Here is a 19,743-nt window from a genome sequence, read left to right as displayed (position 1 = left end):
GGAGTCACAGCATGACCGAAGTGAGAGAACCGCGCCCGGACCCCGCCCGCCGGCCCCACCTGGGAATGCACCCCGGCGAACTCGACGGCAAATGGTACGCCAAGTACTGGAACCCGGTGATGGCACCAATGCCGGAGCACATCAAGGAGGCGATCGGTCTTGGCCCGCAGCCGCCCCCTTTGCGCCTGAGCCCGGACAACGCAGCAACGCTGAGCGACGCCGGAGTGTCTCCGGCCATGGTGGACTGGTGGTTCTGGTGGCAGGCCACGGAGACCCAACGGTACAAGCTGTGGTATCCGCGTGCCCACCTGTACGCGGAATGGTCTGGAGACACGGTGGACCAGAGTGCTCCCTACCGCGACAGGTATATCGGGGGTACATCGTTCGTCGACGAGTACGTCGGCAGCTCGCTCGGCGAGCTCGCTATCCAGTTTGTCCATCCCGACAAGCTTTTGGATGGGCGGGAAATACGTCGCCCCCCGCGCAGGAGCCTCCCTGACCGACGAACTCGAAGCAGTCGCAGAAGGTCTGCGGCGTCTCGGAGACGGGCACGCCCGCGCCGTGGTCGTGCATTGCTCGCAGGAGCCCGGATGGGATCCCGACGGGCTGTTCGTGTCCTGGCTGGGTCGGCCTGAACTGCATACCGATGCCGCGGATACCAAGGAAAGCCCGGTAGCCGGCCCGAGCGAATGATCGGAGCGGAGGCCGACGGTCTCGGGGCGGGCGAGTTTGAGGAGCCGCTCGGCGAGCACCCGCGGCACCTCCCGCCGGCCAACGCGAGGTGCCGCCCCGGGCAGGGTCCGGACTTCTCGGCCCGGCGGATGACCGCGTAAGGGCAGCCGAAGACGGCCACGGTCGCCCGGGTCAGGTCGGCCGGCGGCCGACTGGTGCAGGTCGCCGGCAGCAGCGACCCCGGGTCGATCGGCCCCACCCACTTCGCATCGTGCCGCGTGACAGGAAGTCAAACCACGACCTACGCATGACGAGTACGCCGGTTCGTCGGCTCGGGCGCATGCTCGACCGGACGGGCCGGTGTTCGAGGGTGTGGTGGGGAAAGCAGGGGCATGTGACAAGTAGTCGGTCTCCGCACGTATCAGGCAGGACGGTACGTGTACATCCCCCCACGCACGGAGGAGTCGCCCATGCTGCGCGGCATCGACGTAAGCGCCTACCAGTCGTCCGCTTTCTCCACCGACGGTCTCTCGTTCGTCTTCGTCAAGGCGACGGAGGGCCATACGTACGTCAATCCGAAACTCACGGCACAGGTGAAGACGGCCCGGGACGCCGGGTGCGTGGTCGGGTTCTACCACTTCCTGTGGCCCGGCAACATCACCGCCCAGGCGGAGTACTTCGTCGGCAAGGCCCCCGAGAAGGCCGGGGACCTGCTCGCCGTCGACTGGGAGGCCACCGGTGACGGTACGCACGCGAGCAACGCCGAGAAGGACCGTTTCATCCGGATGGTGAAGCAGCTTCGGCCGAACCACCGGGTCCTCCTCTACACCAACCGCGACTACTGGCTCACCGTCGACACCACCTCGTACGCCGGGGACGGGTTGTGGATCGCCGACTACGTGACCGCGGGCAAGCCCCGTATCGAGGCCTCGTGGCGATTCCACCAGTACACCGACGAGCCCCTGGACAGGGACGTCGCGAACTTCGGCAGCAAGGCCGCGCTGGAGGAGTGGGCGACCGGGGGCTGACGGGCCGGCCGCCCCCTTGCGGAACGGACGGAAACCTCGTGGCCGCCGGGCTCATGACGTCGGTATCGTCCGGGCTCCCCCGTACCTCCCCCTTCGAAAGCGGTGCGCATGTCCAGCCAGCCGGCGACTACGACCCTGTGGCGCCCCACCGGTCCCGAGGAGCTGGACCTGGTCCGGCAGTCGGCGTGGCGCGCCTGGCCGCCCCGACTGCCCGAGCAGCCGATCTTCTATCCGGTGCTCAACGAGGACTACGCGATCAGGATCGCGCGGGACTGGAACGTGAAGCACGACGGTGCCGGCTACGTCACGCGCTTCGAGGTCGAGTCGGAGTTCCTGAGCCGGTACCCCGTCCAGCAGGTCGGCGGGCGGACCATCCTCGAATTGTGGGTGCCGGCCGAGCAACTCGACGAGTTCAACGCCCACATCGTCGGAGAGATCCGGCTGACCCATGAGTTCTCCTGACGCATACGCTTTGACGCGTACGCTCTGACCTGCGGCTCGGTGGGAGCTGTCGAAGAGAGGGGAGCTCTCGCGGATGGGCGGGGCGGTCACGGCGGTCAGCAGTAACGGGACGTATTCCTTCACCAAGCCGAACCGGGAGAGCATCACGCTGCTCGCCGGGCTCGGGGTGGAGGGTGATGTGCACGCGGGAACCACCGTGAAGCACCGGTTCCGGATGGCGAAGGACCCGTCGCAGGTGAACCTGCGGCAGGTGCACCTCATGCACGAGGAGCTGTTCGACGAGCTGCGCGAGAGCGGCTTCACCGTCGCTCCCGGGGAACTCGGGGAGAACGTCACCACCCGGGGTGTCGATCTGCTGGGGCTGCCGGTGGGCACGCTGCTGCGTCTCGGGGACGAGGCCGTCGTGGAGATCACCGGGCTGCGCAATCCCTGCGCGCAGATCGAGGACTTCCAGAAGGGGCTGCTCAAGCAGGTCGTCGGGAGGGACGAGGACGGCGGCGGCGTCGTCTACAAGTCCGGGGTCATGAGCGTCGTACGGGAAGGCGGTGTGGTGCGGCCCGGGGACCCCGTCGAGGTCGAGTTGCCGGTCGGGCCGCACCTTCCGCTGCGGATTGTCTGACGTTACGCGCGGAAGTCCGCGGAGCGCTCCCGGGGCGCCTCCGCCAGCGCCTTGGTCACCTCGTCGACGCCCTTCTGGAGGCCGTAGACCGGGGTGCCGGGCTGCTGGCGCCAGGAGTCGTCGAGGCCGCCCGTGTCGACCGTGTCGAAGCCGAGTTCGTCGATGAGCTCACGTACGACCCGCTTGGCGGCCTCGTCGTCACCGGCCACCGGCAACGCCAGTCGGTCGGGGGCGCCGGCCGGGCGGTGCCGGTCCAGGATGTCCTGGGCGTACGTGCCGTTGAACGCCTTGACGACGGTGTGGCCGATCTGTCGGGCCGTCCAGCCGCTCTCGGTCAGGCCCTCGTCCTCGATCGCGGCGATCCTGCCGTCGCGGTGTTTGGGGTAGTAGTTGCCGGTGTCGATGACGGCGACGCCCTCGGCGGCCTGGTCCAGAAGCCCGTGCGGCAGGTTCGGGACCGCCTTCAGGGGAACCGTGACGACGACGACCTCGGCGTCGCGCGCCGCGTCCTCGACCTTGACGGGGGTCGCTCCGGTCTCCGCGGCGAGCGCGGTGAGGGTCTCCGGACCGCGGGAGTTCGCGACCGAGACGTCGTGTCCGAGGGCGGTGAGCCGTCGGGTGAGGTTGCCGCCGATGTTGCCCGCTCCGATGATGCCGATCTTCATTATGAACAGGCCCTTCCGGGGTTGACGCCACTGGACTGACGGTGATCATCAACCGTGGTACAGGCGCACCTATTCCGGGACGTACGGCGTTCGGGTGACGGGCCGCCGCAACAGGGCGAGCGTCTCCTCCAGCTCCTCTCGGAGCACCGTCCCCGCCGTGTCCGCGTCCCCGTCCGCGACGGCCCGTACCAGCGCCGCGTGGGCGTCGTCGCCCGTGTTGGGGTCGTGCTCCCGCATCCCCACCAGGGCCGGCATCTCGATCAGGCCCTCCCGCAGGGCGGGCACGAACTCCCTGAAGAGGTCGGTGAGTACGGGGTTGTGGGCGGCGGCGACCACGGTCGCGTGCAGCGCGATGTCGGCGTCGACGAAGGCCGCGTCGTCCCCGGCGGGCGCGGCGCGGCGGCCGGCCGGCGCGGCGTCCAGGGCGGTGACGTCCGCCGGTGTGCGGCGGGCGGCGGCGAGGCGGGCCGTCTGCACCTCCACCTGGATCCCACGCCGAGCTCGGCGGCGAGCGTGGTCTCGCCCGGCAGCCTCGTGTGACGGCGTCCCGATCCTCCGGGAGGTGTCGCTGAGCGTCCGCGCCGGATAGCACTGGGCGCTGCTCGGCGCCGACGGGGCCGGCAAGACGACACTGCTCGGCCTGCTCGGCGCGCTCACCCACCCCACCCACGGCACCGTGGAGGTGCTCGGCAGCCGTGGGCACCGTCGACCTGCGGGAGCTGCGCTCGTACGTCGGCCACGTCAACCCCCGCCATCCGCTGCGCTCCCCGCCGCGCGTGCACGATGTGGTGCTGACCGGCCTCACGAACTCGGTCGAGCGTCCGCCCCGCCGACAGCCGACGCCGGAACAGCAACGCCGTGCCGACCGGCTCATCCGGACCCTGGGGCTCGCGGGCCGCCGCGAGGCCCGCCGGCCGACGCTCTCCCAGGGGGAACGCGGTCGCACCCTGATCGCCCGGGCCCTGATGCCCGACCCCCGGCACCACGCACGCGCTTTTCCTGCGGGAGGGCCGCGAACTCGCCCGGGGACCGGTCGAGGCCGTCCTGACCGGCGATCAGGTCGGCAAGTGCTTCGACCTGCCGCTGACCCCGGAGCGGCGGGACGGACGCTGGAGCGTACGCGTCCGAAGGCCGGCATGACGAAGGGGCGCCCGCCGGATGGTCGGCGGGCGCCCCTGTGTCCGGGTCACCTGGTCAGGGCCCGGGTCACTTGTTCAGGTGGGCCCAGAACTCGTCGAACGAGAGGACCTTGTCCCCGTTGAGGTCGCGGGTGGCGATGATGGCCTCCGCCACCGAGTCGGTGACGTTCCAGTCGCCGCCCTGGGCGAGGGCGCTCTTGAACTCGGCCGCGGTGATGAAACCGTCACCGTCCGTATCGATCCGCTCGAACTGCTTGCGTGCTTCCTCGATGTCCGCCACCGATCCGCCCCTTCGTAGTGCATGACAGCTGTGTTGACGGAGGTCAGATTAACGGTCCGCGCCGGCCCTCAGTGCGGCGACCACCCAGCCGAACTCCGCACGGTGCGCGGACGGGGTCCCCGCGCCCTTCACCGTGGACAGCAACTCCCGGTACCGGGCGAGCCGGTCGTTGGACGCCGACTCCATGCGTTCGAGTACGGCGGCCGGGTCGCCGTCCCCCAGCACCTCCCGCAGGAGCGCCGCCGCCTCCGGCGACTCGGGGGCGATTCCCCGGGCGCGGGCCTCGGTCCCCAACTGGAGCAGGCGCATGGGGAACCACACGGATCGCCCGGCGGCCGCGGCGTGGTCCTGGTCGGCCGCGTTGAACTCGACCACCTCGCGCATCTGCGCCCGGAACTCCGGATCCTGGACCATCTCCGCCAGCTCCACCCAGGCGTCCACCTGCTCGGGAGTCGGCTCCTGAGGCAGGTCCACCGCGGTGGAGCGCATCCGCTCCTGGATGGCCGGATCCACGGAGTCGAGCCCGTGGAACAGCTCCTCCACGAACTCCTCCATGATCCGTTTCCGTTCGGCGGCCGACAGCCGCGCCAGTTTGTTCATGAGCGTCATCTCCTCCGCGGTCGAACCGCGTCGCGCCACGGACGACAGCACCGCCCTCGTCACCTTCAGCGAGCTGATCTGCGCGTCCAGCGCCGTCACATGGGCGGCGGCCACCTCCGCGACCGTCGTCTCGCCGGCCAGCACCTTGCGTACGGCGTCCAGACCGAGGCCCAGTTCGCGCAGGGTGCGGATCAGTTCGAGGCGGGCCACGGACGCGGCGTCGTACAGCCGGTAGCCGCCCGAGGAGCGGGCCACCGGGGGCAGGGCGCCCTCGTCCGACCAGTAGCGGATGGTGCGCACGGTCAGTCCGGTGGCCCGGGCCAGCTCGCCGATGGTGAGAAGTCCGGTGCCGTCGTCGATCATGTCTGCGAGTCTGGGCCTTCCAGTGGGTGGAGACTCAAGGAGCGCGGTGGTGGAGACTCTTCGGGACATTCTCGACGCGGCCGCACAGGGCGTCTTCCCACCGCCGGACGGTCGTACGACCGTCGTGGCGCAGGCGTCCCACCGGGACGCGGGTGTGCTCGCCTTCACCGCGCACGCGGTGGTCTTCACGGACGAGGATCCGCGGTGGGTGTACGACACGCTGGCCGCCGTGCCGTGCGACGCCCTCGCCGCGCCGATGAACGCGCGGTTCCTGGCGGCCTTCCTCGAGCGGACGGGGCGTTCGTCCGAGACGATCGACGCGATGCTCGTGGGCTCTCCCCTGCCGGGCGAGCCGGCGCTCGCGCTGCAGGAGATCACGGACGGCGAGCATCCGCGGATCGTGTACGCCCGTAGGCGCCGTGCCGACGTGCGCGCGTGGACGACGGAGGGCGGTGTGCTGGTGCTGGGGCGAGGGATCGCGGGGCGGCTCGAGGTCTCCGTCGAGGTGGACGACGGAGTACGGCACCGAGGGCTGGGCCGGGCCCTGGTGACGGCGGCCCGGCAGCTCGCCCCGGAGCCGCTGTGGGCCCAGGTCGCGCCGGGGAACGCCCGCAGCATGCGGGCGTTCCAGGCAGCCGGTTACCGTCCCGTGGGCTCGGAGGCGCTGCTCATCGCCGGATAGGCGTCAGTGCCAGGGCTCGTAGTACGGGTTGCTCTCGCAGTCGCTCATGATCTCGGTCTTGGTCTTCTTGTCGACCGGGCAGACGCCGATGATGTACTGGCGCGCGATACCGCCGGGGAAGGCGACCTCGACCTGGTCGGCCCACTTGTGGGTGTCACCGATGGTCTTGTTGACGTCGACGCCGCCGGGCGCGTCGATGTAGTAGTTGAAGCCCGACTTGTACCAGGTCTTGTACAGGTCGTGGTCGTACGTCGTCGACACGTACGGCGAGGGCTGGTTGACCAGGACGTACTGCTCGATGTCGTACTGCCCGTCGATGACGTCCTTGGGGTAGAAGCCCTGCTCGAAGACGGTGGCGGGGCCCCGGCTGTCGCTGCGGTACAGCGTGCCGCAGGTCTTGCGCCAGACCGGCTCGGGGGTGATGCGGTCGACCTGCACGCGGTGGTCGGCGGCGGCCTTGACCGGGTCGCCGAACTGGGGACAGGCGGGCGCGACGGCCTTGGCGAGCGGGGCGGCGGGGGTCGCGGGGAGCGTCGCGGCGGAGGTCGCGAAGACGGCCGAGAGGGAGACGACGACGGCGGCGGCCCGCCGCCGCAGGCGAGTTGTGATCATGGGGAGCACGATCTCGGTTCTGCGGCGGCGGGCCGGGGATCTTCACCCGTACGGCGGCGTGTCACCGCCTTCGGGTCGACCGGGCGTGGATCAGCGGAAGATGCCGGTGTGGCCGAGCGAGTAGCGGCCCGGCTGCGGGTAGACGGCCAGGCCGTGCGGGCCGCTGCCGACCGGGATGCGGGCCAGCTGGACGCCGGTGCGGGTGTCGATGGCGTACACCTCGGAGTTGTAGCGACCCGACAGCCACAGGACCTTGCCGTCGGCAGAGACGCCGCCCATGTCGGGGCTGCCGCCGTGCGGCAGGCGCCACTTCTTGGTCAGCGTGTTCTGGGTGAAGTCGAAGACGGAGATGGTGCCCTCGCCCCGGTTGGAGATGTACATCTCGCGCGAGTCACGGCTGACGTACAGCCCGTGGCAGCCCTTGCCGGTCGGGAGGAAGGACGGCTTCGTGAACTTGTCCCCGTCGAGGATCCACACGCCGTTGGCCACCATGTCGGCGATGTAGTACCGCTTGCCGTCGGGGGAGATCTTGACGTCCTGCGGCATGGCGCCGCGGAAGGGCAGCTTCTCCTGGGCGACCACCTTCATCCGCGCGGTGTCGACCTTCAGCAGCTCGCCGCTGAACTCGCAGGAGACGATGAAGTAGCGGCCGTCGAGGGAGAAGTCGGCGTGGTTGACGCCGTAACAGCTGACCGGCTCGGTCTTCACGCGCTGCATGGTGTGCGCGTCGCGGAAGACCAGCTCGCGGTCGAGGGAGGCCATGACGATCGCGTACTTGCCATCGGGCGTGAAGTACAGGTTGTACGGGTCGTGCACGTCGACGGTCTTGCCCGCCTTGCCGGTCCTCGGGTCGATGGGGGTGAGGGTGTTGCCCCGGTCGTTGTTGACCCAGAGCGTCTTCATGTCCCAGGAGGGGACGACGTGCTGGGGCTGCGCGCCGACCCGGATCGTCTCGATGACCTCGTACGTCTTCGGGTCGATCACGGAGACCGTGTTGGAGTTGGTGTTGGGGACGTACACGCGGGACGGGAAGTCCTTGACGACCGGCGAGAGCTTGTTCGGCCGGTCGGCGGCGTAGACGTCCTTCGGGTCGAGCACGGGCGGCATGCCGGGCAGGCCGTCGGGCTGATTCGGCTGGGCCGGTTTGACGGCGGCCTGGGTGCCGACGGCCTCGTGCGCGGTGTTCTTGGACTCGCCGTCGCAGCCCGGAAGTACGGCGAGTGCGGCGAGTACCGCGCCCGCGAGCAGGGCGCGCTTCGTGAGGTTCCGGTTGCGGTGCATCAGCTCAGCAGCTCCGTGGTGGTGACCGCGCGCAGACCGCGGCGGCCGAGTTCTTCCAGGACGGCGGGGAGCGCGGCGACCGTGTCCGCGTACCCGAAGTGCAGGCTCACCACGGATCCGTCGCGGACCCCGCCGATGACCTGGCGGGTGACGGCGGGGGCGCCCGGCGAGGTGTAGTCGAGCGAGTCGACGTCGTAGGAGAGGACGTGCGGGTAGCCCACGCGGCGGGCCACACCCGCCACGAGGGCGGAGGCGGTCGGGGTGCGGGAGGGCCTGAACCAGGTGCCGATGGACCCGGTCAGCCGCCGCAGCCGGTCCGCGCAGCCCCGGATCTCGGCCTCCGCGTCCGCCTCGGACATCGCGTTGATGGCGAGGTGGCGCAGGGTGTGGTTGCCGAGGTCGTGGCCGCCGTCGAGGATGCGGCGGGCGATGTCGGGGTGCTCCTCGAGCCAACTGCCTACCGCGAGCACGGTGACCCGGGCGCCGGCCTTCTCCGCTTCGCCGAGCACTGCCTTGGCGACGGCCGGGTCCCCCTGGCCGTGGAAGGTGAGGGCGACCCGGGGACGGTCGCGGGGGCCGTGGGTGATCTCGGCGGGCTGCTGCGGGAAGCGGCGGGGCGCGGGCGCGGCGGCGGGCTTGGCGGAGGGGTTCGCGGACGGGTTCGCGGAGGGAGAGACGGCCGTGCGGGACACGGCGACCGGGTGGGCGACGACGCCGGTCGTGGAACACCCCGCGGCGAGTGTCCCGGCGGCGAGCGCGACACCCGAGCGCAGCGCCGCGCGCCGATCCGGAACCGTACGGGGATCCGGCGCCGCACGCGCGACGTTTCCGTCGGGGCTGCCGTCGGAGCTTCCGTCGAGGGACGGCTGAGGGGGACGAGCGGGCGTGATCACCCGCACCATTTAAGGGTGTAATGGTAAGAAAACGTGCGATTGGTCCGATTGATGAGGGTGCGGGTCGCGGTGCGGACCCTGGGGACGAGCGGTCAGCGGTCGGCGACGCGCATCTCGAACCAGGTGGTCTTGCCGCGGGGCAGGAGGTCGACTCCCCAGCGGTCGGAGAGCTTGTCGACGAGAAAGAGACCGCGGCCGCTCAGGTCCATCTCCTGGACCGGCATCAGACAGGGAAGACCGCGGGAGGGGTCACGGACCTCGACGCGGATCCAGCCACGGCGGCGCCGCATCCGAAGTCCGAAGACGCGGGCACCCGTATGCCGTACGGCATTGCCGACGAGTTCGGACACCAGTAACACGGCGTCCTCGGTCATCTTCGGGGAGAGCCCCCAGTGCCGCAGGACGATGACCTGGGTGAGCCGCCGCGCGGTGGCGGCGGACTCGGGACGGGACGGCAGCGGGACCTCGCCCTCCGTCGGATTGCCGAACAACTCGAGCGCCTTGAGCGCCCGCTCGTCCTCGACCGCAGGCGACCAGCGCGCCGCGGTCGCACTCCCGTGCCGCCGCGGCTGTTCGATACCCTCCAGCCCCGCCATGCCCCCCATCATGGCCGCCCAGAGCCCGCTTCGGGGCCGTTCCGGAGGAATACGCCCCCCGGAACCGCCCATTCCGCAACATCCTATCGGCATATGCCCCCGGCAGTTCGGGGCTCGTCAGGGCCTATCTGACCTGCCGGAATGCCCCAGTTGACGGCAATCGCCAGTCGCCCCCGACAAGGCAGACTTAAGGTTCCCTTAAGGCTGGCATAAACAAGCCCTTCGGGGGACACCGGATAAGACGTCGCGTCAACTGCAAGGCGATCAGAGGAACTTCGCCTTCCCCGGCCCCTCCTCCACGAAGCTGCGCATGCCGCGCTCACGGTCCTCGGTCGCGAACAGCCCCGCGAACCAGTTCCGTTCAATCGCGAGCCCCGTCTCGAGGTCGGTCTCCAGACCCGCGTCGACGGACTCCTTGGCGGCGCGCAGCGCGAGCGCGGGACCCTGCGCCAGCTTCGCGGCCCACGCGTGCGCCTGGGCGTACACCTCGTCGGCCGGGACGACCCGGTCCACAAGACCGAGCGACAGCGCCTCGTCGGCCTTCACCATCCGCCCCGTGAAGATGAGGTCCTTCGCCTTGGAGGGGCCGATCAGGCGGGACAGGCGCTGGGTGCCGCCGGCGCCGGGGATCAGGCCCAGCAGGATCTCCGGCTGGCCGAGCTTGGCGTTGTCCGCGGCGATACGGAAGTCCGCGCAGAGCGCCAACTCGCAGCCACCGCCCAGCGCGTACCCGGTGACGGCGGCGACGACCGGCTTGGGGATACGGGCCACGGCGCTGAAGGAGTCCTGCAGGCCACGGGACCGCACGACCATCGCCGCGTGGTCCATGGCCTGCATCTCCTTGATGTCCGCGCCCGCCGCGAACACCTTCTCGCCGCCGTAGATGACCACGGCGCGCACGTCCTCGCGGCGTGTGGCCTCCTCGGCGAGTTCCTTGAGCCGGTCCTGTGTGGCGACGTCCAGCGCGTTCATGGGCGGGCGGTCCAGGCGGAGGGTGCCGACGCCTTCGGCCACTTCGAGATGCACAGTCATGAGGGCAGGTTAACGGGGACTAACGACAACGGGCCCGGTGTACTCGGTCACAGAGGTGACCTGGCACAGCGGGCCCGTCGAGGCGAAACGGTCAGGCGGTCCAGGCCGACCAGGACATGTTCCAGCCGTTGAGGCCGTTGTCCGGGGCGACCGTCTTGTCGTGGGAGTTCTTCACGATCACCACGTCACCGGTGATGGAGTGGTCGAAGAACCAGGCGGCGGGCGCACTGCGGTCGCCGCCGCCGCGCACGTCACGCAGGCCCACGCAGCCGTGGCTGGCGTTGTAGTTGCCGAAGGCGTCGCCGCCCCAGTAGTTGCCGTGGATGAAGGTGCCGGAGTCGGTCAGGCGCTGGGCGTCGGGCACGTCCTTGATGTCGTACTCGCCGCCGTAGCCGACCGTCTCACCGTTCATACGGGTCACCCGGAGCTGCTCGCTGATGACCATCTGGCCGTTCCAGGTGTCGTAGCCCGGCTTGCCCGTGGTGATCGGGATGGTCTTGATGACCTTGCCGTCGCGCTTGACGACCATCTTGTGGGTCTTGGCGTCGACCGTGGAGACCTGACTGCGGCCGATCGTGAAGGACACGGTCTTGGCCTGCTTGCCGTAGACCCCGGGCCGGCCCTCGACGCCGTCGAGGTTGAGGGTGACGCTGACCTTCGTGCCGGCCTTCCAGTACTGCTCGGGGCGGAAGTCGAGGCGGTCGTTGCCGAACCAGTGGCCCTGGACGTCGACGGCCGGCTCGGTCTTGATCTTGATGGCCTTCTCGACGGCGTCCGGGTGCGTGATGCCCCGGGTGAAGCGGACCGAGAAGGGCATGCCGACGCCGACCTTGGAACCGTCCTCGGGCGTGAACATACCGACGAAGGTGTTCTTCGGGGTCAGCGTGGTGAAGGCGGACTCCTCGGCGGCCTCACGGCCGTCGGCGTCCTTGGCCACCGCGTGGACCTTGTACTTGGTGGCGGAGGCGAGGTGGGTCGAGGGCGTCCAGGTGGCACCCCCGCCGGTTATCGCGCCGTCGACCGCGTTGCCCTTGCCGTCCTTGACCGTGACCTCGGTCAGCTTGCCCTTGGCCGCGGTGACCTTGAGGGCCCCGCTGGTGGCCACGCCGTTCGTGCCGTCCTTCGGGGCGATGGTCACCACGGCCTGCGAGACCTTGGTGTCGGCCTCGGTGGAGCTGCCCGTGCTCTTCCCCTTGCCGTTCCCGGACCCGGAGTCCGAGTCCCCTCCCCCGCCGCACGCGGTCACGGCGAGCAGCAGCACGCCCAGCAGCAGCGCCAGGATCCCCTTGCTCCCCCGTGCCCGCGTTCCAACCGACGCCCCCGATATCGGTCGCCCGTTCAAGTCTGTTCTCCCCTCGCACGGCCTGATCAGGCCCGCACCCCAGCGCGTCGCCGCGCGTATCGCGCTAATTAATCACACGGCTCTGAGAGATGGCTCCCCGGGATTGTCACCGTTCAGTCCCAAGTTCGGCCGTGTGGGGGCGCGCTGGAGTCCCCTGCCCTACGACACGTGCGTACCCCTTTGACCGGGCTGCTTCGCCGGGCTACTTCACCGCGCTGCCCGCCTTCCACTCCTTCCAGTCCATGTTCCAGCCTCCGAGGCCGTTGTCGGGAGCGACTTCCCTGTCGTCGCTGTTGACGACCTCGATGACGTCACCGATGAGACTGCGGTCGAAGAACCAGCCCGCGGGGGAGTCGGAGCTGCCGCCCTTCACGTCCTGGAGACCGACGCAGCCGTGGCTGACGTTGCTGTTGCCGAAGACGCCCGGGGCCCAGTAGTTGCCGTGCACGAAGGTCCCGGAGTCGGTGAGGCGCATCGCGTGCGGGACGTCCGGGATGTCGTACTCGCCGCCGAAGCCGACCGTGCGGCTGTTCATCCGGGTCACGTCCAGCATCTCCATGACGACCATCTTCCCGTTGTACGTCGTCCTCTTGGGGGCGCCCGCCGTGATCGGCACCGTGGCGAGGAGGTCGCCGTCGCGGCGTACCTCCATGGTGTGCGCGGCGGCGTCGACCAGCGAGACCTGGCTGCGTCCGATGGTGAACGAGAAGGTCCTGTACTGGAGTCCGTAGACACCCTTCGCCCCCTCGACGTCGCGCAGCCGCAGTCCGACGGTGACCTTCGTGCCCGGCTTCCAGTACTTCTCGGGCCGGAAGTCCAGGCGGCTCTTGCCGAACCAGTGCGGGCGGACCTCCACCGCGGGGCTGGCCTCGATGTGGATCGCGCGCTCGACGGCGGACCGGTTCTCGATCTCCCGGTTGAACGCGAGGGAGACGATCATGCCGGTGCCGACGGTGGAGCGGTTCTCCGGCGTCACGTATCCGATGAACCGCTCGTCGGGGACGTACGTCGTGAACGTCGTGTGCCGCGCCGAGCGCCGCCCGTGCCCGTCGAGGGCCACCACGTCCACGGTGTACTTGGCGGCGAGCGCGAGCCGCGGGTCGTCGGGAGCCCAGGTCAGGCCGTCGGCGGAGATGTGCCCGGGCACCGCGGACTCCTGGGCGTCCTGGTCCTTGACGACCTGCACGGACTCCAGACGCCCGTCGGGCACCCGCACCCGCAGCGCCTGTCGCGGGCGTACGCCCTTGCTGTTGTCGTCGGGAGAGATCCGGATGACGTCCTCGGCGGCGGGGGGTTTGCCGAGCACCTCCTCCATCCCGTGCGAGGTGCAGCCGGCGGCTCCGGCGAGCAGGCCGGCCCAGGTCAGTACGGCGGCCAGTGCGGCCCCTGCGTGCCGCGCGCGTGTCTGTTCGTGCTTCACAGCGGGCCCAACGAGTGTGCACCTCTGGGGAAACGTGAGTGCGAGCCAAGCGCTGGGCAGAACAGTGGGGAGGACGACGCGAAGGGGAGCCGCGGCCGGGACGCCGCACGCTCCTCTTTCGGCCGTCCACCGAGCCGCAGGAGGCTGAACGGTGTCGAGCGCAGCCGAGCAGGAGGCAGTGCCGGAGGGGCGGGCCACGGGCGAGAAGCTGCCCGCGCAGTCGTCTCCCGTACTGAACGGCGCCCAGCGGGCGCCGTCGCCCGCCGTGTCCGTGTGGCCGGGCGCCCCGACCCCGCTCGGGGCGCGCTTCCGCGTCGGCCCCGACGGCGCGGCGGGCACCAACTTCGCCCTGTGGGCGGGCGGGGCGGAGGCCGTCGACCTCTGTCTCTTCGACGAGCGGGACGGCGAGGTCCACGAGACGCGCGTGCCGCTCACCGAGCTGACCCACGAGATCTGGCACGGCTTCGTCCCCGGCGTGCTGCCCGGCCGCCGCTACGGCTACCGCGTGCACGGCCGCTGGGACCCGTGGACCGGCGCCCGCTGGAACCCGGCGAAGCTGCTCCTCGACCCGTACGCCCGTGCGGTGGACGGCGACTTCAGTCTGCCGCCCGAGGTGTACGGGCATGTCCGGGACTGGCCCCAGCAGCAGGTCGCGGACACCGTGCGCGACGACCGGGACTCGGCGCCGTACGTCCCCAAGGGCGTCGTCGTCCACGATGACGACGACTGGTCGGACGACCACCGCCCGAAGACCCCGTGGGCGGACTCGGTGATCTACGAGCTGCACGTCCGCGGCTTCACGCGGCTGCACCCCGGGATCCCGGAGGAACTGCGCGGGACCTACGCCGGGCTCGCCCACCCGGCGGCGATCGAGCACCTGGTCGGGCTGGGCGTCACGGCCGTGGAACTCCTGCCCGTCCATCAGTTCGCCCACGAGGACCACCTCCTGCGGCGCGGAATGAAGAACTACTGGGGCTACAACTCGATCGGCTACTTCGCCCCGCACGCGGGTTACGCGTCCTCCGGGACGACGGGACAGCAGGTCGGCGAGTTCAAGCGGATGGTGCGGGCGCTGCACGCGGCCGGTATCGAGGTGATCCTCGACGTGGTCTACAACCACACGGCGGAGGCCGGCGAGTTGGGCCCGATGCTGTCCCTTCGCGGCATAGACAACCGGGGCTATTACCGGCTCCAGTCGGACGCCCGCCGGTACGCCGACTACACGGGCTGCGGCAACACGCTGCACGTGGTGCAGCCGCACGTCCTGCGCCTGATCACGGACTCGCTGCGGTACTGGGTGACGGAGATGGGGGTGGACGGCTTCCGCTTCGACCTGGCGGCGGCGCTGGCCCGCTCGATGCACGACGTCGACATGCTCTCCCCCTTCCTCGCGGTCATCGCCCAGGACCCGGTCCTGCGTCGGGTGAAGCTGATCGCCGAACCGTGGGACGTCGGTTCCGGCGGCTACCAGGTGGGCGCCTTCCCACCGCTGTGGACGGAGTGGAACGACCGCTATCGCAACGCGGTCCGGGACTTCTGGCGGGGCGCGCTGCCGGACGTACGGGACCTGGGGTACCGCCTCTCCGGGTCGAGCGACCTGTACGCGTGGGGCGGGCGGCGCCCCTATGCCTCGGTGAACTTCGTGACCGCCCACGACGGCTTCACGCTGCGCGACCTCGTCTCCTACGAGCGCAAGCACAACGAGGCCAACGGGGAGGGGAACCGGGACGGCACGGACGACAACCGGGCCTGGAACTGCGGGGCGGAGGGGGAGACGGACGAGGAGCGGGTACGGGGGTTGCGGCGGCGCCAGTTGCGGAACCTGCTGACGACGTTGTTGCTGTCCACCGGGGTGCCGATGCTCGTCGCGGGGGACGAGTTCGGGCGCACCCAGCGCGGCAACAACAACGCGTACTGCCAGGACAACGAGATCAGCTGGGTCGACTGGAGCCTGCTGGAGGAACCGGGCTGGCAGGCCCTGTTCGACCTCACCTCCCGTCTGATCTCCCTCCGGCACCGGCACCCCGTGCTGCGGCGCCGCGCGTTCTTCTCCGGCCGGGCCCATTCCGTGGACGGGTTGCGAGACCTGGCGTGGTTCACTCCGCGCGGGGCGGAGATGACGGAACGGGACTGGTACGCGCCGGCCGCGACGCTGGGGATGTACCTCTCCGGCCGGGACATCCCCGGACGCGATGCCCGCGGAGCGCCCGTCGTGGACGACAGCTTCCTCGCGGTGCTGCACGCCGGGGACCGTCCGGTGAGCTTCGTCCTGCCGGGGCCTCCGTGGGCCTCGCGCTACGAACTCGTGGTCGACACCTCGACGGAGGATCAGGCGCGGGCGCCGGGCGTGATCCACCGCGCGGGCGGCACGGTCACCGTGCCGGCGCGGGCGGTGCTGTTGCTACGGGTGGTGGGCTGAGGCTTTCAGGGGCGCGGGGCTGTGACATGTGCGGCTCCGCCGCGGGCGCTAGCCCAGGATGCCTCGGTCGTATGCGACCGCCACCGCCGCCGCGCGGTCGTTGACGCCCAGCTTGGCGTACAGGTGGGTGAGGTGGGTCTTGACCGTGGCCTCGCTGATGAACAGGACGCGGGCGATCTCACGGTTCGAGGTGCCCTTGGCCACCAGGGCCAGGACCTCGCGCTCGCGGGCCGAGAGGGAGTCCTGGGTCGAGGCGGGCGCGCGGACCGCCGAGACCAGGCGGGAGGCGACCGCCGGGGAGAGCACCGTACGACCCTGCGCCGCCGCGCGGACGGCGGTGAACAGCTCCTCCCGCGGGGCGTCCTTCAGGAGATAGCCCGTCGCGCCCGCCTCGATCGCGGGGAGGGTGTCGGAGTCGGTGTCGTACGTGGTGAGGACGAGCACCTTGGCGCGGGCGCCGCGGCGGGTGAGTTCCGCGATGGCCTCGACGCCGTTGCCGCCGGGCATCCGGAGGTCCATCAGGACGACGTCCGGGTCGAGGGAGGCGGTGAGGGCGACGGCCTCGACGCCGTTCGCTGCCTCGCCGAGGACCGTGAATCCCGGCGCGGACTCGAACATGCCGCGCAGACCGTCCCGTACGACGGGATGGTCGTCGACGACGAGGAGGGTGATCGCGGCGTCATCGGCCGGGGCGAACGAGTCATCGGTCATGGCGGACCAACGGTACGCGCGCCGAGACCGCCGTACCGTGGCCGGGTTCGGACTCCAGGGTGAGGGAGCCCGCGACGCGTTCGGCGCGGGCCCGCATGCCGTCCAGGCCGAAGCCGCCGTTGCCGGTGCGTGCGGGGACGGCGGCGGGGTCGAAGCCGCGGCCGTCGTCGCGTACGTCCAGGGTCACCTCGTCGCCCATGAAGGAGAGGGTGACGCCGAGCCGGGCCGCGCGCGCGTGCCGGGACGCGTTGGACAGGGCCTCCTGGGCGATACGCAGCAACGTCGCCGAGATCTCCTCGTGGAGGTGTTCCGCCGTGCCGGTGAGGGTGAAGTCCGCGCGGACGCCGGTACGTCGGGCCCAGTCCGCGACCGTCTTCTTCAGCGCCTCGGGAAGGCCGTCGTGTTCCAGGGCGACCGGAGCGAGGTTGTGCACCGAACGGCGCGCCTCACCCAGGCTCTGGCGGGCCAGCTCCGACGCGCGGCCCAGATGTACGCGGGCGGCTCCCGGATCGGGGGTGTTCGCGACGACCTGGAGCTGCGCGATGATGCCGGTCAGGCCCTGGGCGATGGTGTCGTGGATCTCGGCCGCCAGACGGCGGCGTTCGTCGGCGACGCCGGCTTCCCTCGCCTGGACGAGGAGTTGGGCGTGCAGGGCGGCGTTCTCGTCGAGGGCCTGTCGCAGGGCGGCGTTGGCGCGTTCGAGTTCGGTGATGGTCTCGGTGCGCTCGCGGGAGCGCTGGGCCTCCTGCTGGGTGAGATGGGCGACCACCATCTGCAGACCGGAGTTGGCGACCAGGAGCGCGGCGAAGAGGATCCACTGGACGCCGCTCCCGAACGGCAGCCCGCCGGCCTGCGCACCGGCCACGGTGACCGCGCTCGCGAACAGTCCGAGCCGCTGCCACCTGCCCGGGATCAGCTCGTCGGCGTCCATGTAGCCGGCGGCGGCGTAGAACGCGAAGAACGGGTCGATCCAGGTGAGGGCGAAGCCGATGGCCCAGCGGACGACGTAGTACGCCGTCCCCGCCCGGGACGGGATCCGGCCACGGCCGGCCCGGCGGGCGCGGGTGCCGTGCCACCACAGCTGGAGGGCGACCGCGGCGCCGATCAGGGCCCAGGCGGCGTACCACTCGGCGGAACGCCCGAACAGGCGGCCGACAGAGGCGAACGCGAGGACGACACTGATGCCGAGCAGCCCGTACGGCCCCCAGGTGTGCAGCTGCTCCCAACGCCGCTCGATCTGCCGGTCCTTGGTGGTCATCTCCCCAGTCTGCACAGTCCTCCGCCTACTCCCAGCGGAACCAGCGCGAGGCACCGGCCGTCAGCAGCACGGTCCAGGCCACCAGCACGCCCAGGTGCGCCCAGCCCGGCCAGTCGCCCGCCGCCGCCCGGTTCAGGGCCTGCGCGGCGGCGCCGAACGGGGTGTAGCCGATGACTCGGGCGAGTCCGTCCGGCATGGCCTGCACCGGCAGCCACACGCCCGCGCAGAACATCATCGGGAAGAACACCGCCGACCCGATCGCGCCCGCGATCTTCGTCGTCCGGGACAGCGCGGAGATCACCGCGCCGAGCGCGAGCGCGGCCAGGGTCGCGAGGAGCAGGGCGAGGAGATAGCCGTACGGCTGCTCGGGCAGTCGTACGTCGAAGGCGAGTCGGCCCACCGCGAGCGCGCACAGGGCCGAGACGAGCGCCGCCGCGCCGTAGACCAGCATCTGCGCGGACAGCAGGGCGGACGGGCGTACCGGAGTGGTGGACATGCGGCGCAGGATGCCGCGCTCGCGGTAGCCGGTGATGTTCTGCGGCATCGACTGCAGCGCGCCGACGATCATGCCGAGGAGCACGGCGACCGGGACGTACACGTCGACCGTGCGCAGGCCGCCCAGGTCGGCGTGGTGTTGGCGGAAGGACGGGATGGAACCCAGGATCACCAGCAGCAGGGTGGGGAACGCCAGGATCCAGAAGAGGGCGCCCGGTTCGCGACGGAAGAGACGCAGCTCGGTGCGCAGGACCGCGGTGTTCATGGGGTGACCTCCGTCAGGTCCAGGAACGCGTCGTCCAACGTGGCGTCGGAGACACGGAGTTGGTGGGCGGTGATGTGGCCCCGGGCGAGCAGGGTGATGACCGCGTTGACGGTCTCGTCGGTGCCGGACAGCGTGATCCGGCCGTCCTTGTGCTCGACCGACGCGAGCGCGGGCAGCGCGTTCAGGTCACCCTCGTCCAGCGGCGCGGACGGCGTGAAGCTGATGACGGTGGAGCCCGCCGAGCGCCGGATCAGCCCTGACGGGGTGTCCAGGGCGGCCACCCGGCCCTTGTCGATCACGGCGATCCGGTCGCACAGGCGCTGCGCCTCCTCCATGAAGTGCGTGACGAGCAGGACGGTGACCCCGCTCGCCCGGACGTCCTCGATGAGCTGCCAGGTGTCGCGGCGGGCGCGCGGGTCGAGTCCGGTGGTCAGTTCGTCGAGGACGACGACCCGGGGGTTGCCGATGAGCGCGAGCGCGATGAACAGACGCTGTTTCTGGCCGCCGGAGAGCTTCGCGAAGCGGGTGGTGAGCTTGGCGGTCAGGCCGAGGCGTTCGGCGAGGGGCCGCCAGTCGGCGGGGTGCGGATAGAAGGCCGCGTACAGCTCCAGGGCTTCGCGGACGGTGAGCTTGGCCTGGAGCTCGCTCTCCTGGAGCTGGGCGCCGAGGACGCGGGCGACCTGTTCGTGGTCGGCGACGGGGTCGAGACCGGTGACCCGGACGCGGCCCGCGTCGGGGATCCGCAGGCCCTCGACGCACTCGACGGTGGTGGTCTTGCCGGCGCCGTTCGGGCCGAGGATCCCGAAGATCTCGCCCTCCTCGACGGCGAAGGAGACACCCTCGACGACGGGCCGGCCGCCGTAGGACTTGCGCAGTCCGGTGACTTCGATGACTGACATGTCCCGAGGA

At 70.6% G+C, this 19,743-nt stretch carries 20 protein-coding genes and 2 pseudogenes; 7 read left to right on the top strand and 15 right to left on the bottom strand.

What is annotated here, in order from left to right; genetic code table 11:
• Nucleotides 1-11: 11 nt before the first annotated feature.
• From KVT44_RS61075 to KVT44_RS23200, 4 genes are all read left to right on the top strand, one after another.
• Complete coding sequence (locus KVT44_RS61075; protein ID WP_217568361.1) at nucleotides 12-635, top strand: hypothetical protein; 624 nt, start codon at nucleotides 12-14, stop codon at nucleotides 633-635.
• Nucleotides 636-1,142: 507 nt separating this feature from the next.
• The gene (locus KVT44_RS23210) at nucleotides 1,143-1,700 is read left to right on the top strand and encodes a glycoside hydrolase family 25 protein (protein ID WP_099920574.1); all 558 of its coding nucleotides are present in this window, start codon (nucleotides 1,143-1,145) and stop codon (nucleotides 1,698-1,700) included.
• A gap of 108 nt (nucleotides 1,701-1,808) precedes the next feature.
• Nucleotides 1,809-2,162 carry a hypothetical protein gene (locus tag KVT44_RS23205; protein ID WP_217568360.1) on the top strand — a complete coding sequence of 118 codons (354 nt, stop codon included), beginning with the start codon at nucleotides 1,809-1,811 and terminating at the stop codon, nucleotides 2,160-2,162.
• Nucleotides 2,163-2,235: 73 nt separating this feature from the next.
• Nucleotides 2,236-2,781 carry an MOSC domain-containing protein gene (locus KVT44_RS23200; RefSeq protein ID WP_217568359.1) on the top strand — a complete coding sequence of 182 codons (546 nt, stop codon included), beginning with the start codon at nucleotides 2,236-2,238 and terminating at the stop codon, nucleotides 2,779-2,781.
• 2 nt (nucleotides 2,782-2,783) lie between these two features.
• On the opposite strand, the gene KVT44_RS23195 is transcribed toward KVT44_RS23200, so the two are convergent.
• A complete protein-coding gene (locus tag KVT44_RS23195) occupies nucleotides 2,784-3,449 on the bottom strand; it encodes an NADPH-dependent F420 reductase (RefSeq protein ID WP_368857591.1) in 666 nt (221 codons plus the stop codon).
• A 66-nt stretch (nucleotides 3,450-3,515) separates the two neighbouring features.
• Nucleotides 3,516-3,935, bottom strand: a pseudogene (locus KVT44_RS23190) (FadR/GntR family transcriptional regulator); the annotation flags it as partial.
• A 61-nt stretch (nucleotides 3,936-3,996) separates the two neighbouring features.
• Here KVT44_RS23190 and KVT44_RS58195 point away from each other — a divergent pair.
• Nucleotides 3,997-4,586: pseudogene (locus KVT44_RS58195) on the top strand (ATP-binding cassette domain-containing protein).
• Nucleotides 4,587-4,652: 66 nt separating this feature from the next.
• Here the strand turns inward: KVT44_RS58195 and KVT44_RS23185 are convergent.
• A complete protein-coding gene (locus KVT44_RS23185; protein ID WP_099920578.1) occupies nucleotides 4,653-4,865 on the bottom strand; it encodes an EF-hand domain-containing protein in 213 nt (70 codons plus the stop codon).
• Between the two features lie 48 nt (nucleotides 4,866-4,913).
• Nucleotides 4,914-5,828 carry a MerR family transcriptional regulator gene (locus tag KVT44_RS23180; protein WP_217568357.1) on the bottom strand — a complete coding sequence of 305 codons (915 nt, stop codon included), beginning with the start codon at nucleotides 5,826-5,828 and terminating at the stop codon, nucleotides 4,914-4,916.
• A 49-nt stretch (nucleotides 5,829-5,877) separates the two neighbouring features.
• Here KVT44_RS23180 and KVT44_RS23175 point away from each other — a divergent pair, with 49 nt between their 5' ends.
• Nucleotides 5,878-6,510, top strand: coding sequence for a GNAT family N-acetyltransferase (locus KVT44_RS23175; protein WP_217568356.1), 633 nt, complete (start codon nucleotides 5,878-5,880; stop codon nucleotides 6,508-6,510).
• A gap of 3 nt (nucleotides 6,511-6,513) precedes the next feature.
• Here the strand turns inward: KVT44_RS23175 and KVT44_RS23170 are convergent, their stop codons facing one another.
• The 7 genes from KVT44_RS23170 to KVT44_RS23140 form a co-directional block, all read right to left on the bottom strand.
• Nucleotides 6,514-7,122: an ADP-ribosyltransferase gene (locus tag KVT44_RS23170; protein WP_217568355.1), complete on the bottom strand. Its 609-nt coding sequence runs from the start codon at nucleotides 7,120-7,122 to the stop codon at nucleotides 6,514-6,516.
• 90 nt (nucleotides 7,123-7,212) lie between these two features.
• Complete coding sequence (locus KVT44_RS23165) at nucleotides 7,213-8,403, bottom strand: YncE family protein (RefSeq protein WP_099920582.1); 1,191 nt, start codon at nucleotides 8,401-8,403, stop codon at nucleotides 7,213-7,215.
• Nucleotides 8,403-9,305 (bottom strand): polysaccharide deacetylase family protein, encoded by a 903-nt coding sequence (locus tag KVT44_RS23160; RefSeq protein WP_217568354.1) that lies wholly within the window; start codon nucleotides 9,303-9,305, stop codon nucleotides 8,403-8,405. The genes KVT44_RS23165 and KVT44_RS23160 overlap by 1 nt, the downstream gene beginning before the upstream one ends.
• An 83-nt stretch (nucleotides 9,306-9,388) precedes the next feature.
• Nucleotides 9,389-9,892 (bottom strand): ATP-binding protein, encoded by a 504-nt coding sequence (locus tag KVT44_RS23155; protein ID WP_054234655.1) that lies wholly within the window; start codon nucleotides 9,890-9,892, stop codon nucleotides 9,389-9,391.
• 264 nt (nucleotides 9,893-10,156) lie between these two features.
• Nucleotides 10,157-10,924: an enoyl-CoA hydratase/isomerase family protein gene (locus KVT44_RS23150; protein WP_075032976.1), complete on the bottom strand. Its 768-nt coding sequence runs from the start codon at nucleotides 10,922-10,924 to the stop codon at nucleotides 10,157-10,159.
• A gap of 91 nt (nucleotides 10,925-11,015) precedes the next feature.
• Nucleotides 11,016-12,266, bottom strand: a complete 1,251-nt coding sequence (locus tag KVT44_RS23145) for an Ig-like domain-containing protein (RefSeq protein WP_099920584.1) — start codon at nucleotides 12,264-12,266, stop codon at nucleotides 11,016-11,018.
• A 202-nt stretch (nucleotides 12,267-12,468) separates the two neighbouring features.
• Entirely contained in the window at nucleotides 12,469-13,686 is a 1,218-nt protein-coding gene (locus tag KVT44_RS23140) for an Ig-like domain-containing protein (protein WP_190173217.1), read from the bottom strand.
• Nucleotides 13,687-13,837: 151 nt separating this feature from the next.
• Here KVT44_RS23140 and glgX point away from each other — a divergent pair, with 151 nt between their 5' ends.
• Complete coding sequence (glgX, locus tag KVT44_RS23135) at nucleotides 13,838-16,105, top strand: glycogen debranching protein GlgX (RefSeq protein ID WP_217568353.1); 2,268 nt, start codon at nucleotides 13,838-13,840, stop codon at nucleotides 16,103-16,105.
• Between the two features lie 48 nt (nucleotides 16,106-16,153).
• Here the strand turns inward: glgX and KVT44_RS23130 are convergent, their stop codons facing one another.
• From KVT44_RS23130 to KVT44_RS23115, 4 genes are read right to left on the bottom strand one after another with little or no spacing between them, the layout of a single operon-like run.
• Complete coding sequence (locus tag KVT44_RS23130) at nucleotides 16,154-16,816, bottom strand: response regulator transcription factor (RefSeq protein ID WP_217568352.1); 663 nt, start codon at nucleotides 16,814-16,816, stop codon at nucleotides 16,154-16,156.
• A complete protein-coding gene (locus KVT44_RS23125; protein WP_217568351.1) occupies nucleotides 16,806-18,074 on the bottom strand; it encodes a sensor histidine kinase in 1,269 nt (422 codons plus the stop codon). Before KVT44_RS23125 ends, KVT44_RS23130 begins: the two co-directional genes overlap by 11 nt.
• 25 nt (nucleotides 18,075-18,099) lie before the next feature.
• Complete coding sequence (locus tag KVT44_RS23120; protein WP_217568350.1) at nucleotides 18,100-18,834, bottom strand: ABC transporter permease; 735 nt, start codon at nucleotides 18,832-18,834, stop codon at nucleotides 18,100-18,102.
• Nucleotides 18,831-19,733 carry an ABC transporter ATP-binding protein gene (locus KVT44_RS23115; RefSeq protein ID WP_217568349.1) on the bottom strand — a complete coding sequence of 301 codons (903 nt, stop codon included), beginning with the start codon at nucleotides 19,731-19,733 and terminating at the stop codon, nucleotides 18,831-18,833. The genes KVT44_RS23120 and KVT44_RS23115 overlap by 4 nt, the downstream gene beginning before the upstream one ends.
• Nucleotides 19,734-19,743: the final 10 nt, after the last annotated feature.

The sequence above is a fragment of the Streptomyces sp. GbtcB7 genome, from assembly GCF_019091445.1.
GTDB classification, from domain to species: domain Bacteria; phylum Actinomycetota; class Actinomycetes; order Streptomycetales; family Streptomycetaceae; genus Streptomyces; species Streptomyces mirabilis.
The sequence above is the reverse complement of the archived record's forward strand: the minus strand, read 5'-3'. Positions and strand labels throughout refer to the sequence as shown.

What these genes read in the sequence shown, in the direction of transcription:
- KVT44_RS23210 (WP_099920574.1), top strand. Translation starts at nt 1,143, where the DNA reads ATGCTGCGCGGCATCGACGTAAGCGCCTACCAGTCGTCCGCTTTCTCC.
- KVT44_RS23180 (WP_217568357.1), bottom strand. Translation starts at nt 5,828, where the DNA reads ATGATCGACGACGGCACCGGACTTCTCACCATCGGCGAGCTGGCCCGG.
- KVT44_RS23160 (WP_217568354.1), bottom strand. Translation starts at nt 9,305, where the DNA reads ATGGTGCGGGTGATCACGCCCGCTCGTCCCCCTCAGCCGTCCCTCGAC.
- KVT44_RS23165 (WP_099920582.1), bottom strand. Translation starts at nt 8,403, where the DNA reads ATGCACCGCAACCGGAACCTCACGAAGCGCGCCCTGCTCGCGGGCGCG.
- KVT44_RS23150 (WP_075032976.1), bottom strand. Translation starts at nt 10,924, where the DNA reads ATGACTGTGCATCTCGAAGTGGCCGAAGGCGTCGGCACCCTCCGCCTG.
- KVT44_RS23170 (WP_217568355.1), bottom strand. Translation starts at nt 7,122, where the DNA reads ATGATCACAACTCGCCTGCGGCGGCGGGCCGCCGCCGTCGTCGTCTCC.
- KVT44_RS23115 (WP_217568349.1), bottom strand. Translation starts at nt 19,733, where the DNA reads ATGTCAGTCATCGAAGTCACCGGACTGCGCAAGTCCTACGGCGGCCGG.
- KVT44_RS23130 (WP_217568352.1), bottom strand. Translation starts at nt 16,816, where the DNA reads ATGACCGATGACTCGTTCGCCCCGGCCGATGACGCCGCGATCACCCTC.
- KVT44_RS23200 (WP_217568359.1), top strand. Translation starts at nt 2,236, where the DNA reads ATGGGCGGGGCGGTCACGGCGGTCAGCAGTAACGGGACGTATTCCTTC.
- KVT44_RS23205 (WP_217568360.1), top strand. Translation starts at nt 1,809, where the DNA reads ATGTCCAGCCAGCCGGCGACTACGACCCTGTGGCGCCCCACCGGTCCC.
- KVT44_RS23125 (WP_217568351.1), bottom strand. Translation starts at nt 18,074, where the DNA reads ATGACCACCAAGGACCGGCAGATCGAGCGGCGTTGGGAGCAGCTGCAC.
- KVT44_RS61075 (WP_217568361.1), top strand. Translation starts at nt 12, where the DNA reads ATGACCGAAGTGAGAGAACCGCGCCCGGACCCCGCCCGCCGGCCCCAC.
- KVT44_RS23120 (WP_217568350.1), bottom strand. Translation starts at nt 18,834, where the DNA reads ATGAACACCGCGGTCCTGCGCACCGAGCTGCGTCTCTTCCGTCGCGAA.
- KVT44_RS23155 (WP_054234655.1), bottom strand. Translation starts at nt 9,892, where the DNA reads ATGGCGGGGCTGGAGGGTATCGAACAGCCGCGGCGGCACGGGAGTGCG.